At 37.0% G+C, this 18,106-nt stretch carries 15 protein-coding genes; all 15 read left to right on the forward strand.

From position 1 onward, the window contains the following. Nucleotides 1–299 precede the first annotated feature (299 nt). The 15 genes from HZI73_RS06065 (at nt 300) to HZI73_RS06135 (ending at nt 18,104) form a co-directional block, all read left to right on the forward strand. Nucleotides 300–827 carry a YehS family protein gene (locus tag HZI73_RS06065; protein WP_212697364.1) on the forward strand — a complete coding sequence of 176 codons (528 nt, stop codon included), beginning with the start codon at nt 300–302 and terminating at the stop codon, nt 825–827. 63 nt (nt 828–890) lie between these two features. Continuing rightward, nucleotides 891–1,070, forward strand: coding sequence for a helix-turn-helix domain-containing protein (locus HZI73_RS06070; protein ID WP_212697365.1), 180 nt, complete (start codon nt 891–893; stop codon nt 1,068–1,070). Nucleotides 1,071–1,424: 354 nt separating this feature from the next. Then, entirely contained in the window at nt 1,425–2,804 is a 1,380-nt protein-coding gene (locus HZI73_RS06075) for a methyltransferase MtaB domain-containing protein (RefSeq protein WP_212697366.1), read from the forward strand. 178 nt (nt 2,805–2,982) lie between these two features. Next, nucleotides 2,983–4,233, forward strand: a complete 1,251-nt coding sequence (locus HZI73_RS06080; RefSeq protein WP_212697367.1) for an AraC family transcriptional regulator — start codon at nt 2,983–2,985, stop codon at nt 4,231–4,233. 291 nt (nt 4,234–4,524) lie between these two features. Beyond that, on the forward strand, nt 4,525–4,929 hold the full coding sequence (locus tag HZI73_RS06085; RefSeq protein ID WP_212697368.1) for a hypothetical protein: 405 nt from the start codon (nt 4,525–4,527) through the stop codon (nt 4,927–4,929). A gap of 668 nt (nt 4,930–5,597) precedes the next feature. After that, nucleotides 5,598–6,737 (forward strand): acyl-CoA dehydrogenase family protein, encoded by a 1,140-nt coding sequence (locus tag HZI73_RS06090; RefSeq protein ID WP_212697369.1) that lies wholly within the window; start codon nt 5,598–5,600, stop codon nt 6,735–6,737. A gap of 39 nt (nt 6,738–6,776) precedes the next feature. Next, entirely contained in the window at nt 6,777–7,574 is a 798-nt protein-coding gene (locus HZI73_RS06095; RefSeq protein WP_212697370.1) for an electron transfer flavoprotein subunit beta/FixA family protein, read from the forward strand. Continuing rightward, nucleotides 7,564–8,529 carry an electron transfer flavoprotein subunit alpha/FixB family protein gene (locus HZI73_RS06100; protein WP_212697371.1) on the forward strand — a complete coding sequence of 322 codons (966 nt, stop codon included), beginning with the start codon at nt 7,564–7,566 and terminating at the stop codon, nt 8,527–8,529. The genes HZI73_RS06095 and HZI73_RS06100 overlap by 11 nt, the downstream gene beginning before the upstream one ends. 34 nt (nt 8,530–8,563) lie before the next feature. Further along, complete coding sequence (locus tag HZI73_RS06105) at nt 8,564–10,567, forward strand: carbamoyltransferase C-terminal domain-containing protein (protein WP_212697372.1); 2,004 nt, start codon at nt 8,564–8,566, stop codon at nt 10,565–10,567. Between the two features lie 15 nt (nt 10,568–10,582). Then, entirely contained in the window at nt 10,583–12,643 is a 2,061-nt protein-coding gene (locus tag HZI73_RS06110) for a carbamoyltransferase C-terminal domain-containing protein (protein WP_212697373.1), read from the forward strand. Nucleotides 12,644–12,646: 3 nt separating this feature from the next. Next, nucleotides 12,647–14,641 carry a carbamoyltransferase C-terminal domain-containing protein gene (locus HZI73_RS06115; protein ID WP_212697374.1) on the forward strand — a complete coding sequence of 665 codons (1,995 nt, stop codon included), beginning with the start codon at nt 12,647–12,649 and terminating at the stop codon, nt 14,639–14,641. Continuing rightward, nucleotides 14,638–15,480: a 3-hydroxyacyl-CoA dehydrogenase family protein gene (locus HZI73_RS06120; protein WP_212697375.1), complete on the forward strand. Its 843-nt coding sequence runs from the start codon at nt 14,638–14,640 to the stop codon at nt 15,478–15,480. The genes HZI73_RS06115 and HZI73_RS06120 overlap by 4 nt, the downstream gene beginning before the upstream one ends. An 18-nt stretch (nt 15,481–15,498) precedes the next feature. After that, a complete protein-coding gene (locus tag HZI73_RS06125; RefSeq protein ID WP_212697376.1) occupies nt 15,499–15,756 on the forward strand; it encodes an acyl carrier protein in 258 nt (85 codons plus the stop codon). 28 nt (nt 15,757–15,784) lie between these two features. After that, on the forward strand, nt 15,785–16,861 hold the full coding sequence (locus tag HZI73_RS06130; protein ID WP_212697377.1) for an HAD-IIIC family phosphatase: 1,077 nt from the start codon (nt 15,785–15,787) through the stop codon (nt 16,859–16,861). Next, nucleotides 16,854–18,104: an ACP S-malonyltransferase gene (locus HZI73_RS06135; RefSeq protein ID WP_212697378.1), complete on the forward strand. Its 1,251-nt coding sequence runs from the start codon at nt 16,854–16,856 to the stop codon at nt 18,102–18,104. The genes HZI73_RS06130 and HZI73_RS06135 overlap by 8 nt, the downstream gene beginning before the upstream one ends. The last annotated feature ends 2 nt before the right edge of the window (nt 18,105–18,106 follow it).

The raw sequence follows: 18,106 nt of genomic DNA on the forward strand, positions 1-18,106 counted from the left end.
ATTAAGAGAACTTAGTCATTATGATGAGTCATTCTCTCTGTATATATACGCATCAATAACTGCAACATAATAGATGATACCTTGTAATAGGGAGACTGTCAATTATTTCTTATAAGAAAAGGGAAGACAGCATAAGCCTATATTGCTTAGAGCATGTCTTGTCTGTAGAAGCTATGGTATAATGAACGAAGTAATAGCTATATTATATACTTAAGAAATTTCATGGTGTTTGGAAGATGTTTAAATAAGCATTATATGCTATAATATATGGGTATAATAGACAATGTTGGAGGATCATAATGGATAATAACGACAGACTTATTCGATTAAGGTATGCATTAGATATAAAAGATACAGATATGGTAGATATATTTAAGTTAGGTGGCATAACCATCACAAAAGAACATGTGAGAAAAATGCTTATAAAATCTAAGGATGCTTATGACGATGAAAGAGATGACTTGGACTTAGTGGAAGAAAAAGAAGAAAATCTTACATGTACCATTAGTGATCTTGATGCATTTTTGAATGGTTTTATCACCTTTAAAAGAGGTAAACAAGATACCAAACAAGGACAAGTAACACGACCAACACCGCCTATCAAAAATAGTGAAGGTATGAACAACATATTACTAAAGAAAGTCAAGGTTGCCTTGTCGTTAACCAGTGAAGATATGCTTGACATATTTAAGATAGCTGGTATTCATGTGACAAAAGGAGAATTAGGTGCACTGTTTAGAAAAGAAGGGCATAAGCATTATAAAGTATGTGGTGATAAGTACGCTAGGCATTTCCTAAAAGGCTTAGCTAGGCGTTATAGAAAGTAAGGACACAGAATAGGCGTATTTATAATTTGTTTCAACATGACAAAAAAAAGGAGGAAAGGAACAATGGATAACAGAGAAATAATCATCAAAGCATTTGAAGAAGCGGGACAACCACTTAAAGCAGGTGAAGTGGCAGAAGCAACAGGGGTAGATAAAAAAGAAGTGGGTAATATTATTAAGAAGCTAAAAGATGAAGCGATTATCTCTTCACCAAAAAGATGTTATTATGAAATAAGTAAATAGGATAAAAAAGAGGGTGGTCTCATTAAAGCAATTTTGTTGGCTAGAAGTTTTTGGAAACTATAAGAGGTTAAGCTTTTCAGACCCCTAAACGTCCGTGTTTAGAGGGTCTGCGCTTCGCCGTCCGTGGCTGCGCTTTTCGCTTAACCTCTTATAGTTTCCTATGATATTGACGTTAATTTTACTTTGATAAACACAGCCCTTTTTGCGATTATAAGCATTTTAAATACGACCAACACATGTAGACACAATAGTAGGACACAAAAATATACCAAGGTTCATAAGGATATCCTATAAGATAATAGGCGAATCAACTATAATAAAACCATGATAAGAAACAAAAAAAGGAGTGGTTTTATGTCTAAGAGCTTTTCGAAAGTGGTCTATGATTTGAATCAGTTTATCTATGGTGAGTCCATTCATCCAGTCACACTTAAAAATGGTTTAACCATTGGCGGTGGACAGATATATCCAGAACTTAATTTCACATTACCCAGTATGAGCATTAATGCAGATACCATGCCAGAGGTACTTGAACAATATAAGAGTATTATAGAAGATGCATGTAAGAGGGCAGTAGAATTATCTGTACCTGGTTTTGTTGCAGAGATTGAACTATTACCTCAAGCCACATATAATCCTGAGTGGGGAATTGACATAACCAAAGTTGTAAGAGAGATTATGTGGCACTATGAAGAAAAGCATCAGTTGAAAAGCGCTTTACGCTTAACACCCGTTGATATTCGTGAGGATTTAAAATCAGAACATATGTGGCATGGTGCATATTGGGATAAAGTCATGACTGTTTTTGAAAAAGGTGCTTTAGCAGGTGCTGATCTTTTATCCATTGAATCCATTGGCGGTAAAGATGTCCATGATGAGGCTATCATGTTTTGTAACATGAAACAAGCCATCTTTGGACTTGGTGTATTAGGCTGTATGGACATGTCCAAGTTATGGTCTTCAATAACCTCCATAGCGAATAAAACAGGTCGTGTGTCAGCAGGTGATACCGCTTGTGGTTTTGCTAATACAGCTATGGTATTGGCAGATAAAGGATACATTCCAAAAGTATTCTCAGCTATCATAAGAGTCCTAGCAGCAGTAAGAAGTCTCGTTGCTTACGAGGAAGGTGCTCGTGGACCCCATAAAGATTGTGGTTATGAAGGTGTTTATATCAAAGCCATCACAGGAACCCCTATTTCCATGGAAGGTAAATCCAGTGCATGTGCTCATCTTAGCCCATTAGGCAACATTGCAGGGGCAGTAGCAGATTTATGGAGTAATGAGTCGGTACAAAATGTGAAACTATTAGGTGGTATGGCACCTACGATTTCCATGGAACAATTGGCTTATGATTGTCGTTTGATGAATACAGCGAAGCACTCAAGCTTTGAGGATGCCATAAGATTAAGGGATTGGATGGTCGAGTCCGATAGTCGCTTTGATCCGCAAGCTTATGTATTAAGGCCAGATGTGGTATTACGCTTGAGCGATAAAATTGTTCAAGGGAAAACACATTTTGAAAGAAGCAAGATTGCAGCAAACGAAGCCGTAAATGAAATACGAGAGGCCATTAAGCAGGATGCTGTTATGGTTGATGATAAGGAATTATCCTGGTTGGATATGATTCAAAATGATATTGAATCCATTTCAGATGATGATGACGCATTTACCCAAGAGATGATTGAAACAAGTACATCGGGTAAATTTGATCCTAAAAAATACGACTTATAATAACAATAGAAATGAATGTAGAGCATTTTACGAGTCGATCAATAGCAGAAGTACCCTATTAATAATGGAAGAGGTATCAACCTCTTCCATTAATTGATGAGATGAAAAAGTCATAGATATGATATAATCTCAGTAATTGTGTTTGTAGAACCGTAAAAGACGGTGGGAGTGGTCAAGTGTGAAAAACCTTGTGTATGATTATGAGAAAGCGGTATTTATTCTTGAAAGTTTTGCCTATGGCACAGATATTGAGTGCAGACTTGTTGATGAAGATGGAAAAACCATCCATCATGTGAACCCCAAATGTCAATTTTTATATGGCAAACTAAGCCTGGATGAAAAACCCAATGAAGAGAGTTTTGCTTATAGTGCTTATCAAGCTGTTCAGTTTGGAGGATCGTATATATTTTTTGGTCCTTATGGGTTGGTGTATTTCACCACGCCCATTATGCACCATCAAAACATCATTGGTGCATTTGTAGGTGGACCTTTATTAATGATGGCTCCTGATGACTATCTCTATCAAACCATTATTCGTAAAAGTCTGGATCAAACCTTAGAACTTACTTCAGTTAAATCATCCATGGCTAAGGTTCCATACGTACCAACGAAAAGGGTCAAATACCTTGCGGACTTACTGTTTATTAGTAATTCCTTTACGTCTCCTGAACAACATGAACAGTTTGACAAGGCTAAACAACTCATGTCACAGCGATCAGAGGTTGTACACTATATAGGGTATTTAAAAACCATGGGGGGAACCGTTCCAGAAGGTGAAGATTACCCGTTAGATAAAGAAAAAGACTTGTTATCGCTCATATCTATTGGGGATCAAGAGGGGGCTAACCGATTACTTAATGAAATCATGGCTCATGTTTACATCAGCTACCGTACAAACTTTGATAAACTCAAATCTCGGGCTTTGGAACTGGTTGTACTCCTATCCAGAGCAGCTCTAGAAGGTGGTGCTCAAGTAGAAGAAATATTTGGTTTGAATTATTCCTACCTTAACGATATTCATCACTATCATTCTGTGGATGATTTAAGCTGCTGGCTTTCAGAGATTTGTAAACGCTTTACCAATAGTGTCTTTAAGTTTGGTGAAGCAAAACATACAGATGCTATTTACAAAGCCATGGATTATATAAAGCGTCATTACATGCAAAAATTAACCCTTGAAGAAGTAGCGGAACACGTTTTCTTTAGTCCTCCATATTTTAGTAGGATTTTTAAAAATGAAATGGGTATTACCTTTAATAAATATTTAAATAAAGTACGTATTGCTAATAGCAAGCAACTCTTAAATGATAAAGACATGTCTCTGGCCGATATTTCCGAAGCCGTTGGCTTCCACGACCAAAGTCATTTTAGTAAGATGTTTAAAAGCATTACAGGAACAAGCCCTAAGAAGTATCGAGAAGCTTTATAGTGCCTCTTAACCTTGTTTTTTCTAAGTTTATTAAATACAGCACAAAACTTACTATCTAAGCTAACAGATGCATCATCTGTTGGCTTTTTTTGGTAAATGAGCATCATAAATATGACTTTCTTTTTTGTATCCACTTGACATTGGATACAAACTATGCAATAATATGACTATAAGTCATATGACTAATGGTCATGTGTATTTGGTAATTATAAAGTACCCTACATGTGTAAGGAACGATAATACCAAAATGAAGGGTGAAATCATCTTAAATCGGACAAGGAGGGTTAAACCATGACATTAAATTATTTTCAAGTTATTTGCTTCATATGGGCTCTTATAGGGGTAGGTTCAAGAATCATAATGGGTATTATGGGTGACAAATGGAAAACTTGGGAACTGAACAGTGCTTATTCAGAAGACAAACCAAAAATCCTAACGTTTATTGGTTTACTTGGCTATGCATTAGTTGGTTTCACATGGTATAAGGTCTTTGATAGTGATATAGGGAACAGTTGGATTATTGCAGCCCTAACCACCGTTACACTTATCAAAATTAGTGTCATCCTCTTTAATTATAATAAGTTTCGTACTTTTGCAAAAAATACATTAAATCATAAGAAAAAGATGGCACAGCTCAATATGGGCGTTATTCTATTTTCTATCATACTGATTTTAATGGGTATCTATCTCTATTAATAAAGAAAGCATGTGTATCATGAGCTATGATATGCATGCTATTTTTTTATTGGTCAGCACCAAGGATTTGTTATGGTTTGTTTCTCATCATAAGCATAATGGATAGTCCGGTACAACATGGTCATGAACAGTATTTATAGCTATAAATTCCTATTTTATGGCATAAACTTACAAAAAAGCAGGCCAGTGGTCGTGAAAATATCAAAAATAGCCTAAAATATACTTTTAATTTAGAAATTTGTAGAAATAGACAGGTTAAAATCAAAAAACAAACTAAATATATTTAAAAATATGATAAACATTGAAAAATATATAAATTCATGATATTATTACATTAATATAATAAATTCAATGAAATACACTTCTAGTGACAACATGTTTCTATATTTTAACATCAATGGGGCTACTGCTTCTTACTTGAAGGATCTAAGTGCCATGCTAAGTTGCTTGTAATAGGAAAAACTTATGACCAAATAGGTTTTATTCCATAGGCATGGGCTTCTGATAGGTTCAGCTAGAACCCCTTCTCCCAATTTATCAAATGGCTACCTAAAATTGAATAATTATCAAAAGAGAAAATCCTACTAACAGTGGTAATAGGTGTTTTAAGAAACCTTAAATATCGACGTCAGATATGCCTAGGATTATTTATGACAAAGGAGGATACAATGGATTTTTTGATTTCAGAAGAACAAATCATGCTAAAAAAGGAAATGATGACATTTGCAAAAAATCACTTAAATGACAAAGACAGTATGGAAACATTTTCAAAGGACATGTGGCAGGCGATATGTGATTTTGGATTATTAGGTGTGACAGTATCGGAAGAGTACGGAGGGTTAGGAGAGAGCTATCTTACTGCTGCATTAATGTTTGAAGGATTAGGATATGCCTGCCATAATAATGGATTTATTTTTGTCATCAACAATCATATTTGGGTAAGTCAAAACCTGATCTATCTCTATGGAAACAAGCATTTGAAAGATAAGTATTTAGCCATCATGGTTGCAGGACAAAAAATTGGTGCAATTGCCATTACAGAGGCAGAAGCTGGTTCTGACGCCATGAACATGGCAACCCATGCAGAGGATAAAGGCGATTATTATGTTTTAAATGGTACAAAAATGTTTATCTCCAACGGTCCTATAGCAGATATTTTTATTGTTTTTGCTGTGACAAGTGAAGATAGTTTTAAACGCTATACAGCTTTTGTTGTGGAGAAGGATTTTGAAGGATTTCAAGTGTGTGAAGATATTAAAAAGATGGGTCTTGGGGCATGTCCTACATCAGAAATAGTGATGGACAATTGTAAGGTTCCTAAGGAAAATGTTCTAGGCACATTTAATATGGGAGCGAATATTTTAACAGCAGCTCTTGAATGGGAGCGGTGCTATGAATTTGCACCTCATGTGGGTGTCATGCAGAGAATCATGGAAAGGTGTATCGAGCATGCCAATAGTCGAAAGCAATTTAGCCGATTCATTGGTGATAATCAAGCCATTTCTCATAAAATTGCTGACATGCAGGTAAGCATTGAATTGTCTAGGTTAATGCTTTACAAAATAGCATGGCTTAAGGATCAAGGTAAAAGTGCTTTTATGGAAACGTCTATTTTTAAATTATATATAAGTGAAAACTACATCAAGACATGTAGAGATGCCCTTCAGATATTTGGTGCATACGGGTATACCTGTGAATACGACATTGAACGGGAATTAAGAGATGCATTGGCATGTAGCATCTATTCTGGTACCAATGAAATGCAGAAAAATACCATTTATAACATGATACGTAGTCGAGCTTTGTAGATAAGATCAGGAAGATTATGACTCTAGGATTACGAAAGGATGAAAAGACTTATGCGCATCGTTATGTGTATTAAATCGGTTAAGAAAGAACTTGTCTATCAAGAAGATGAATATCAGGAAAATTACGTCATGAACCCATATGATTTGTATGCATTGCAAAACATCATTGAAGCAAAAAAACAAGGTACAGAAATGATATGTATGAGCATGGGACCAGAGGCTGTTACAGATACCTTAAGACGTTGCATTGCACTTGGTGTTGATGAAGTCATTCAGTTAAGTGATAAGCATTTTGCTGGTGCTGATACCATTGCTACCTCTTATGTTCTAAAAAAAGCCATTGAAAAGATAGGTAATGTAGACCTCATATGTTGTGGGCAAAAAACAGTAGACGGGGAAACAGGACAAGTTGTCTATGCTTTATCAGAACAACTTAACATACCTTGTTTATCTCAGGTAGAGTCCATAACGGACTTGAATCAAGATACAATATCCATTGAACGGGTGAATGGTGATTGTTCTGAAAAGATACAGGTAGGATTACCTGCAGTCATTTCTTACAGGAATTGTACAACCATCTATAAAAAAATAAATCTATTGCGATTAAAGCGTGCACAAAACCATAAAATTGTTGTTTGGAATATGAACGATTTGCAGATTGATCCATCCATGTGTGGACAAAAGGGGTCTAAGACCATTGTTCAATCGGTGAAAAAGCATCATGCCATTATAAAAAAAGAGCAAACCATATTGGATGGTGACATTAAGGATACGGTTCATGTGGTTAAGAATATCATATTAGGAAAAGACAATGGAGTATGTCTATATGGGGAATAAAAAACTATGGATTATTAGCGATCAACATGAAGCATATGCAACGGAGCATGTGCTGCAAATCTTACATAAAGCCCTTAAATTAAAGAAAAGTCAAGAGGATGAAGTATCCGTGGTTTGTGTTGGGCTCAATAGAGAAGAACAGTTCAAAACCTTGTTTCAATACGGCGCTAATCGCATTATTTTTTGTGAACAAAAATCAGAATACAGTATATCTTTTTTTGTAGAATGTATAGCAAGCCTGTTGAAAGATAAGCAACCGGATGTGATTTTATTTCCGGCATCTATAACAGGAAAGCAAACCGCTGCAATCTTATCCGTACGTTATCGGGCAGGTTTAACCGCTTGCTGCACAGATATACAGTATGATCATGACATGGACAGGTATGTATTTATCAGACCTGCTATGAGTGAATCCGTGTTAGCTGAGATAACATGTATTAACGATAAATTACAAATGTGTACCATCAAAGAAAATATTTTTGATTCAGCTTTTGTAACCAATGAGATATGTTGGAATATAGCTGATTATACCTATGAAGAAAAAGAAGCCATGCGAAAGGTTCAGGTGTTAGAACGAAAGGCATTGAATCTGAAAGAGCGGGTGGATATTAAGTCAGCCAAAATTGTTTTTGTTGTTGGCAGAGGCATGAAACACTGTATGGACCTGTGTCAGACTGTTGCACAAAAATATGGTGCAGTCATTGTAGGCACCAAAGCAGCCGTTGAGGAAAAAATGATCCACGAGAATCGTCAAATTGGTCAATCGGGTATCAGCATTAGTCCCGATATCTGCCTATCATTTGGTGTATCAGGAGCAAGTCAGCATGTGGTTGGGATAAAGGGAGCACGGCTGATCATTGCTGTTAATCCTGACAAAAATGCCCCCATATTCGAATATGCAGATTATGTGATAGTGGATAAAGGAGAACATATATTACAAGAACTTGCACTATAAATGATATAAAAATTTGTGAAAGGGGTTAAACATTATGAAGGATGGATTTTATATCTCTGCTTATATTAATATTTCTAAACTGGGTAATCTTTATCATGCAGGGCACAGGCATGATGCGTGTATTGCTTTATGGAAAAAGGAAGAACAGGACGTATCTCTGGTGCATTATTGGGAATTGGAAAGATTAACAGGTCTAAAACAACAAAGGCTATCTTTTTTTGATATAACCCAGTTTAAGAACATCATCAATGATTTATTAAAGGATTATGCCATTACCTTAGATGATATTGTGGAGATATGGGGCGTACCAGAACTCCAAGAGGATGACAGTTATCTGTCAAAGCACATGTTTCCAGAATATACATTGCACGGCATGGCTCATTTGACTTCCTGTCTATTGATGGACATGGACCTGTTTCGGCATGAAAAAATATTAGCCTTTTCTGTAGATGGTGGTTCAGATTCATACATAGATGCCTATGATAGACAAGGTAGAAGTGAATATGACCGTTACCATTTTGCTGGGTGCTATTCAAAAGCAGAGGATCATGCATTGAATTTATTCCCAGTTGTGTCACCAGCCGTGTTATGGGGATGGGCATTAATCCGGTACAACATAAGAGAAGGTTCATTGATGGCACTGGCCTCCGCTAGTGAAAGTGAAGCCTACTATGATATGGAGCAACTGTTTCCTTTTGATGAATACATCATGGGGACAACCATTCGTCAGAGGATTTTTGATATGATGGATGAAATTGACCACTATACCCAAGAGGACGTGGGGGTGACATTTAACTATTTTGATGAACGTTTCAGTATCAAAGAAAATCGTATCAGTATGGTGATGAAAATCATTCAACAAGTGTCTTATAAGATTATGGAAAAGAGTATTGATGATGCTATTGAGCGATTTGGCATTCTACCAGAGGATACTTATCTAGCCATGTCAGGTGGTTTCGCTTTGAATTGCCCTTGTAATACATATTTAATGAATAAATACCATTTTAAAGGATTTATCGCCCCACCATGTGTCAGTGATTCTGGTATGGCCATGGGTATTGGATTATCTTCTTTCTATGTGAGAACCCATGGGCATTTTAAGTTTAAATTGAGTCATGCTTATTATGGTGATGGCTACAATACCCAAGCATTCTTAGAAGAAAAAGCCTTTAGTGACTTTATAGAAAGTGTTGAAGCCTTTGATCCGTTCCAAGTGGTCAAGGATATGCAGGAAGATATTGTCATGTGGTTCGAGGGAAGTGCTGAGATTGGACCAAGAGCTTTAGGAGCTAGAAGCTTAATTGGTGATCCTCGTTGGGAACGGACAAAAGATCGGCTGAACGAAGTGAAACAAAGACAATGGTGGCGGCCTGTCGCGCCTATTGTTCTGAAAGAAAAAATCGGTGATTGGTTTCACAATGGGTATGAATCACCTTTTATGCTACATGCACTAGAGGTGTTAGAAGATAAAAGAGCAGCCGTACCGGCAATCATCCACGAAGATGGTACAGCAAGGCTGCAAACCATTGGAGAAGATAGCCCTCAAAAGTACTTATATCAAGTGATGAAGGCATTTGAAGGAAAAACAGGTGTTCCCATTATCTGTAATACTTCATTAAATGATAAAGGAGAGCCCATCATCAATCGCATGGAAGAAGCATGTAATTTTGCATTACGCAAACACATTAAGGTGGGTTATTTCAATGGTTATCGCGTTTGCTTTAAGAACCACGAACAGTATGAAAAGGAAGATGTTCTAGAGAGAAAACTTAACATGGAAATATGGCAAGACCCGTCCCAAAAGCAAGCATTGATTGACCAATATAACCCCTATCATATTTCTGCAAAAGAAATCTACGTGTATATCTTCACCAATTTGAATAAAAGCATTGAATTGTTTCAATTAGATGATGAAAAGCAGAAGGATATTGCAAAGCGTATAAAAGAACTCCTTAAAAAAGATCAATTATTCAATAAGCAGATCCTTCTCACAAGAATAACGAATGCCAACATGAATCGTAAAAAAAACGTTAGTTAGAAAGGTGGAGGCCCATTGAAAAATGGATATTATGTATCAGCGTATTTAGAAATTGATGAAGCCAGTAATGTGTTTTCTATTGGCGTTCGACATGATAACTGTGTTGCTCTATGGGAAAAGAGAGATTTAGATGTGAAACTTATACGCTATTGGGAGCTAGAACGCTTAACAGGGCATAAACAGAATGCCTTTGCGTTGTATAACAAAGAACATTGCGAAGAGATTCTTGGTGATCTTTTAAAAAAAGACGGGCTGACATTAGAGGATATTATCGAAATTTGGGGTGTGCCCCAATTGTTAGCAGATGATAGTTATTTATCCAAGCATCAGTATCCGGAGTATTCCTATCATAGCATGTCCCATTTAGCCTCTTGTATGTTTATGGATACTGAATTGTTTAAAAAAGAAAGCATTCTAGGTTTCAATGTGGATGGTGGTTCAGACTGTACCGTTGATGCCTACAAAAAAGAAGATGAGATAGGTGAGATTGATAAGTATCCATTTGTTGGTGCTTATTCAATGGAGGGAAGCAAGGATATGTCCCTATATCCAGCCTATTCACCAGGCGTCTTTTGGTTATACTTAGCTGTATATTTTGATATGCGAGAAGGCAGTTTAATGGCTCTTGCTGAGGCAAGTGAAAGTAAGGCATATTTGGAAGTTGAGAATATTCTTTCCAATAAAGCTTGCCCACTGGAAAGCCCAGATCATGCTGAAGATGAAATCTTAAAACTTGTTAAGGAAATTGAGTCCTATACCCAAGAAGATGCTGGTGTCAAATTTAATTATTTTGATACCCGATTTAGTGAAAAAGAAAACAAAATCAGCATGGTTATGAAAATTATACAGAAAATGTCCTATGACATTATGGAATTGAATATAGAGCATGCTATTGAGGCCTATCATATCAAGCCAGAAGAAACGTATTTAGCCATGTCGGGTGGATTTGCTTTGAATTGCCCGTGTAATACCCATTTAATGAACAAGTACCATTTTAAAGGTTTTATAGCACCACCTTGTGTTAGTGATAGCGGCATGGCCTTAGGTATAGGGTTGTATGCATTTTATAGCAAGACAAATGGTGCATTTCATTTTAAATTGGAGTCGGCCTATTATGGTGAGAAAGACAGCTTAGAAGCCTTTTTGGAAAAGCACACATTTGATCAGTTTATTCATAGCATGGATGTCTATGAACCAGCAAAAGCGGCTATGGACTTGATGAAGGAACCCATTGTATGGTTTGATGGTCATTCGGAAATTGGTCCTCGGGCCTTGGGCGGACGGAGTATATTAGGAGATCCAAGACAACAGGCCACAAAAGATACCCTTAACAAGATTAAAAAGCGGCAGTGGTGGCGACCAGTTGCACCTATTGTATTAAAGGAGTATGTGGGTGATTGGTTCCAAGACAACTTTGAGTCACCTTACATGCTGCATGCTATAAAAATAAAGGATGAAAAGGCCAATGAAGTGATAGCCATTGCCCATGCAGATGGCACCGCAAGGTTACAGACAATGGATAAGGAGACGAGACAGATAAGACTCTATCAGCTTATGGAAGAATTTTATAAGATGACAGACGTACCCATCCTATGCAATACGTCTCTCAACGATAAGGGAGAGCCTATTATTAATTGCATCGATGAAGCCTTCAATTTTGCTTTGCGAAAAAATATACATGTGATGTATGTGAACGGCTATCGCATCCAATTAAAAAATCATAAAAATTATACAGGCACACAACCATTACCCAGACAATTAACCTTAAGTATATGGAAAAATACGGATGAATACATGCAATTATATCAACAGTATAATCCCCACAACGTGAATGATGAGTTAATGGTAACGAGAATCATATGGGGATTGCCCATGGAACGACTTATGGATGCTGATAATAAAAAAGATGCCATGAGAAGTGTCATTGAAACAAAGATGTTTATGAATAAGGTAGGTCCTATTAGAAAGCAAAAAATGAAGTTCATTTATGGCATATTCCAGCATATAAAAGAAAAAGAATTGCAGTTTCACCAAGTAGAAGAAGACTATACCATGAATGATAAGAGAGAAGGGTAAGAGATGAAAACACAATTAGATGGCTATTATCTATCAGCTTATGTAGAAATTGATCAGCTGGGTAATATATATAAATTTGCTCATAGACATGACCAAAATATTGCATTATGGCAGGTTCAACAGAAGGAAGTCCAGTTAATTCATTATTGGGAACTTGAACGACTAAGTGGTGTAAAGAAACATCAGTACTCATTTTTTGACAAACATCAATTTAATGCCTTAATGGACGGGTTACTAGAGCCTTATGGATTAAGCATGGAAGATATTGTAGAAGTATGGGGCACACCAGAACTGGGTGATGGTGAAGGGTATATGTCCATTAAGCGTTATCCAGAGTTCTCCTATCATTCAATGTGTCATCTTGCTTCCTGTTTATTGATGGATACCAACATCTATCATCATGAAAAAGTATTGGCATTTTCTGTTGATGGAGGCTCAGATATTGTGTCGGATACAGAAGCCCATACACGTCATCCATTTGTAGGGTGCTATTCGGACTATCAGCAAGGACAGTTTGCATTAGAATCTGTGTGTTCGCCTGCTATTTTATGGGATTTTATGAGTTCTCACTTTACCATGCGGGAAGGCAGCTTGATGGCACTTGCTAGTGCCAGTAAGAGTGTTGCCTATTATCCCATGGAAGATATCTTACTACACAGCAACATACAAGTACCCAAGGATGTCCATGAGCGTATTCTTGACTTAACAGCTTTTGTTGATAACCTCACCCATGAGGATGCAGGGGTTAAGTTTAATTATTTTGATGAACGGTTTAGTGAGGAAGAAAACAAAATCAGCATGGTGATGAAAATCATTGAACAAATGTCTAAGAACATCATGGATCACAATATTGATGCATTTATAAAAAAATATAACATGGATACCAAGGATGTTTATCTTGCCGTCTCAGGTGGATTTGCTTTGAACTGTCCGTGCAATACCCATCTAATGAATAAATACCAGTTCAAAGGGTTTGTTGCACCACCATGTGTCAGCGATACGGGTATGGCTTTAGGCATTGGTCTGTATGTGTTCTATGATCGGTTGAAAGGAGATTTTAATTTCACGTTACAAGATGCTTATTGGGGAGATAAGAATGACCTAAAGGCCTTTAATATGGATTGTTTTCATGCGTTCATAAAAGGCACAAGTTCATTTGATCCTGAACAAGCAGCTAAGGATATCATAGAAAATCCCATTGTATGGATTGAGAATGGTGCTGAAATTGGACCCAGGGCCCTTGGCGCAAGAAGCTTACTGGGGGACCCGAGAACCATGAAAACCAAAGATGCACTTAACCATATTAAGAAAAGGCAGTGGTGGCGGCCCGTTGCACCCATTGTGATGAAGGATAAGATACATGAATGGTTTGAGGACCCTTATGAGTCACCATATATGCTTCATGCGTCAAAGATCAAGGAAGATAAGGATAATGAAGTCATAGCTATCGTCCATGAGGACAAGACAGCAAGGCTTCAAAGCATTGATGGAACAAGCCGTCAGAAGAAAATTGTTCAAGTGATGGAAAGTTTCTACGATAGGACAGGCGTTCCCATTATATGTAACACATCCTTAAATGATAAAGGAGAACCCATTATCAATAATATAGAACAAGCATTTAACTTTGCCCTCCGAAAAAACATTGACATCATGTATGTCGATGGGATGCGGATTGCATTGAAAAATCATCAAGCTTATGGTAAAAAGTCACCATTAAAACGAAATATCAGCTTTAGTATGTGGCATACCAAAGGCGAATTTGACCAGTTGGTTAGGGACTATAACCCTCACCTTCTATCTGTGAGAGCGATCTTTTACTATATTCATCTAAAAATAAGAGATTTAGAGCTCTTGCAAGATAAAAGAGAGTGTAAGAAATTAGAAATTAAGTCAAAGATGTATTTTAATAGTCTCTCACCCTTTGCAAAAGCTGAATTAGATAGACTATTCAAAGACAACATGTATTACAAACAAATAGAGGAGGAGTTTAGCCTATGAACATTGGCATTATTGGAGCAGGTGTCATGGGGCGAGGTGTTGCTTTAGCCTATGCCCAGTATGGTCATTCTATTGTTTTAGTGGATATAGAAGAATCCGTATTGGAAGAAGCCAAGCAGCAAATCATGATAGATTATCGCTTTCAAGGCATGTATGGTAAGAAATGTAACGATACAATTGAAGATATACTAAAGCGTATTACCTTAACAACAAGACTGGAGGATGTAGAGGCATGTACATATATCATTGAGAATGTAACTGAAAATTGGGATATTAAGAAAGATGTTTATCTAAAACTAGATGCGATATGTGGAGAAGACACTCGTTATGCGGTGAATACCTCTTGTTTTTCCATTACCCAGGTTGGTGCCCTTATGGAGAAACCAGAAAATGTAATAGGTTCTCATTATATGAACCCTGCACACATCAAGTCTACGGTGGAAGTCATCAAGGGGTACCACACATCTGAAGAAACTGTTAACCTGACACTTGATTTATTAAAGAGTATTAACAATGAAGGTGTTGTGGTCAATGACCTGCCTGGTTTTGTATCCAACCGTGTCTTAATGCTAACGGTTAATGAAGCCATCTATTTGGTACATGAGGGAGTAGCAGAACCTAAGAACGTGGATAAGATTTTTAAACAATGCTTTGGACACAAGATGGGACCATTGGAGACAGCTGATTTAATTGGACTTGATACAATTTTGTTTTCAGTTGAAGTATTATATGACAGCTATTGTGATAGTAAATATAGACCGTGTCCCTTATTAAAGAAAATGGTAAGTGCAGGACTGCTTGGCAGAAAAAGTGGGCAAGGCTTCTATAACTATAAATAATAAAAAGGAGAAATGACAATGAATAGGGATGTAATTCGTACAAAGATTAAAACGTTTTTAGGTAAGTTTTTTGGTGAAAAAGGTGTTGAATCCTTAGGGGATGATGATAATTTTTTTGAACTGGGCTTCGTGAATTCACTATTTGCCATGCAGCTTATCACCTTTATTGAAAGTGAATTTGATGTCACCATTGATGTGGCAGAATTGAACATGGATAATTTTAATACCTTACATAAAATAGTGGATACAATTGATAAAAAAATAAGCCAACGATAATCGATATTTAGTAGAAAGGAGTCCTTAGATGTCCAAAAAAACGAAAAAAATAAAGTGTGTCATATGGGACCTTGACAATACGTTGTGGGATGGCGTTCTTGTGGAGGACGAAGAAGTGACTTTAAAAAGTTACATCCTGGATGTGATGCAGGAGCTTGACCATCGAGGTATTCTTCAGTCCATCTCAAGCAAAAACAATTATGAAGATGCCATGATGAAATTAGAAGCATTCGGTATCAAAGAGTATTTTTTGTATCCGCAGATCAGTTGGAGCAGTAAGTCCCAAGCTGTACAAGAAATTATTCGCTGTTTAAACATTGGAGCCGATACCATTGCCTTTATTGATGATCAGCATTTTGAACGGGATGAGGTAAAGAGTGCTGTACCTGAGGTGGCATGCTTTGATGCATGTGAAGTAGTGAACTTACTTAAAAAAGATATGTTTAATCCAGATTTTATCACAAAGGATACCATGAGAAGACGAGAAATGTATCAGGCAGATTATAAGCGCAAAAAAGTGGAGGATGCATATCAAGGACCTCATGAAGATTTCTTAGCTTCTTTAGATATGCATATTCATATTGCGTATGCAAGAGATAGTGATTTAGATCGGGTCATAGAATTAACAGAGCGCACCAATCAATTAAATACAACGGGCTATACCTATTCTTATGAGCAATTAAAAGCCATGCAGAATTCCGATACCCATAAGTTATTAATTGTTGGATTGGATGATAAGTATGGCACCTATGGGAAAATAGGTATTATTCTAATCGATACAAGGATGGATCGATGGACATTGGAATTATTTATTATGTCATGCAGAGTCATGTCAAGAGGTATTGGAACCATCTTATTAAATCACATCATGGAAGTGGCGTACCGTTCAAACATGGCATTATATGCGAAGTTTATTACCACGTCCAAGAATAAGATGATGCAGCTCACCTACAACTTAGCAGGTTTTAAAATCTTTGAGAAAAAAGATGACTATATATTAATGCACAATGACTTTGGTCATATACAAAAAATGCCAGACTATGTTAAGTTACTGTCAGAGCTAGAGGTATATGAGGATGACCAGATAAGGAGGAAACATGGATAAAATAGCGTTGGTTTTTCCTGGACAAGGGACCCAATATGTGGGAATGGGAGAATCGTTTTACAATAATTATTTAGTATGTCGACAGACTTATGAAGAAGCCAGTGATATATCTGGTGTGGATGTTGCACAGTTGTGTTTCAAAAGCAGCCTTGGTGCTTTAAGTCAGATTAAAAATATGCAATTGTCCGTTGTAACCACCTGTGTAGCCATTGCTCGTGCTTACTTTTATGAGTATGGCATGACGCCACAATTCTGTGCAGGACATAGCGTAGGGGAAATAGCAGCATTCATTGTTTCAGGTGCTATTGGTTTTTCAGATGGTATTCAAATACTCATGAAGAGAGGCGAACTGTTAGAGGAAGTTTATCATCAACATGTGGGTACGATGCTCATTGCGGAAGAGATTGATTATTCAGCAGTGGAGGGATTAATAGAAGGGTCTAAGCTACATAAGGATGTCTATATATCTTGTGAGAGTTCCCATAATCAAATATTACTTAGTGGAACGGATGAAGGTATTGAGATGATTCAAGAGAAGCTTCTTGACCATCAAGCGAGAATAACCCCACTGATCACAAGTACACCCATGCATTGTCCCTTAATGGGAAGCATTGAGAAAACATTTTATGATTATTTATGTGGCTTTGAATTCTATCCTTTTAGAATACCTGTCATAACCAATCTATACGGCACACCTTTTAGTGACCCTGATTTGATTCCAGAGGTGATGTCCAAGCATTTGACCCATCCTGTTAAGTGGAAGAAAATCATAGAGTGCATGGACAAGTACGGTGTGTCCATTGCCTTAGAAATGGGACCTAAAAATCTGGTCACGAACCTTGTTGGCAATATTGCACCGGATATGACAGCTTATTGCTTCGGCAAAAAAATGGATCGAAAGCACTTTCATGAGAAATTTATAGCGGATGAAAGCTATAAAAAGGATATTCCAGATTTTATGAGCCGGTGTTTAGGTATTGCAGTGGCCACAAAAAATGCTAATCCATCCACAGAAGCGTATCAAAAAGGCGTCGTGGATAACTATAATGCCATTAAAAAGATTCAAAAAGACATTCAAGATACCAATCGTAAGGTTCTAAAAACCGATATGGAAATAGCTCTTCAGTACCTCGAAAATATCATGAAGACAAAAATGGTACCAGAGAATGAACAAAAGAGCTGGATTAAACGACTGCTGGACGAAACAAGCCATTACTACCTGCTGAAGGAATACTATGTGTAAGT

Source organism: Vallitalea pronyensis (genome assembly GCF_018141445.1).
Lineage (GTDB): Bacteria > Bacillota > Clostridia > Lachnospirales > Vallitaleaceae > Vallitalea > Vallitalea pronyensis.

Excerpts from the sequence above, each read along its gene's own strand:
- HZI73_RS06065 (WP_212697364.1), top strand. The coding sequence starts at position 300 with ATGGATAATAACGACAGACTTATTCGATTAAGGTATGCATTAGATATA.
- HZI73_RS06070 (WP_212697365.1), top strand. The coding sequence starts at position 891 with ATGGATAACAGAGAAATAATCATCAAAGCATTTGAAGAAGCGGGACAA.
- HZI73_RS06075 (WP_212697366.1), top strand. The coding sequence starts at position 1,425 with ATGTCTAAGAGCTTTTCGAAAGTGGTCTATGATTTGAATCAGTTTATC.
- HZI73_RS06085 (WP_212697368.1), top strand. The coding sequence starts at position 4,525 with ATGACATTAAATTATTTTCAAGTTATTTGCTTCATATGGGCTCTTATA.
- HZI73_RS06090 (WP_212697369.1), top strand. The coding sequence starts at position 5,598 with ATGGATTTTTTGATTTCAGAAGAACAAATCATGCTAAAAAAGGAAATG.
- HZI73_RS06095 (WP_212697370.1), top strand. The coding sequence starts at position 6,777 with ATGAAAAGACTTATGCGCATCGTTATGTGTATTAAATCGGTTAAGAAA.
- HZI73_RS06100 (WP_212697371.1), top strand. The coding sequence starts at position 7,564 with ATGGGGAATAAAAAACTATGGATTATTAGCGATCAACATGAAGCATAT.
- HZI73_RS06105 (WP_212697372.1), top strand. The coding sequence starts at position 8,564 with ATGAAGGATGGATTTTATATCTCTGCTTATATTAATATTTCTAAACTG.
- HZI73_RS06115 (WP_212697374.1), top strand. The coding sequence starts at position 12,647 with ATGAAAACACAATTAGATGGCTATTATCTATCAGCTTATGTAGAAATT.
- HZI73_RS06120 (WP_212697375.1), top strand. The coding sequence starts at position 14,638 with ATGAACATTGGCATTATTGGAGCAGGTGTCATGGGGCGAGGTGTTGCT.
- HZI73_RS06125 (WP_212697376.1), top strand. The coding sequence starts at position 15,499 with ATGAATAGGGATGTAATTCGTACAAAGATTAAAACGTTTTTAGGTAAG.
- HZI73_RS06130 (WP_212697377.1), top strand. The coding sequence starts at position 15,785 with ATGTCCAAAAAAACGAAAAAAATAAAGTGTGTCATATGGGACCTTGAC.
- HZI73_RS06135 (WP_212697378.1), top strand. The coding sequence starts at position 16,854 with ATGGATAAAATAGCGTTGGTTTTTCCTGGACAAGGGACCCAATATGTG.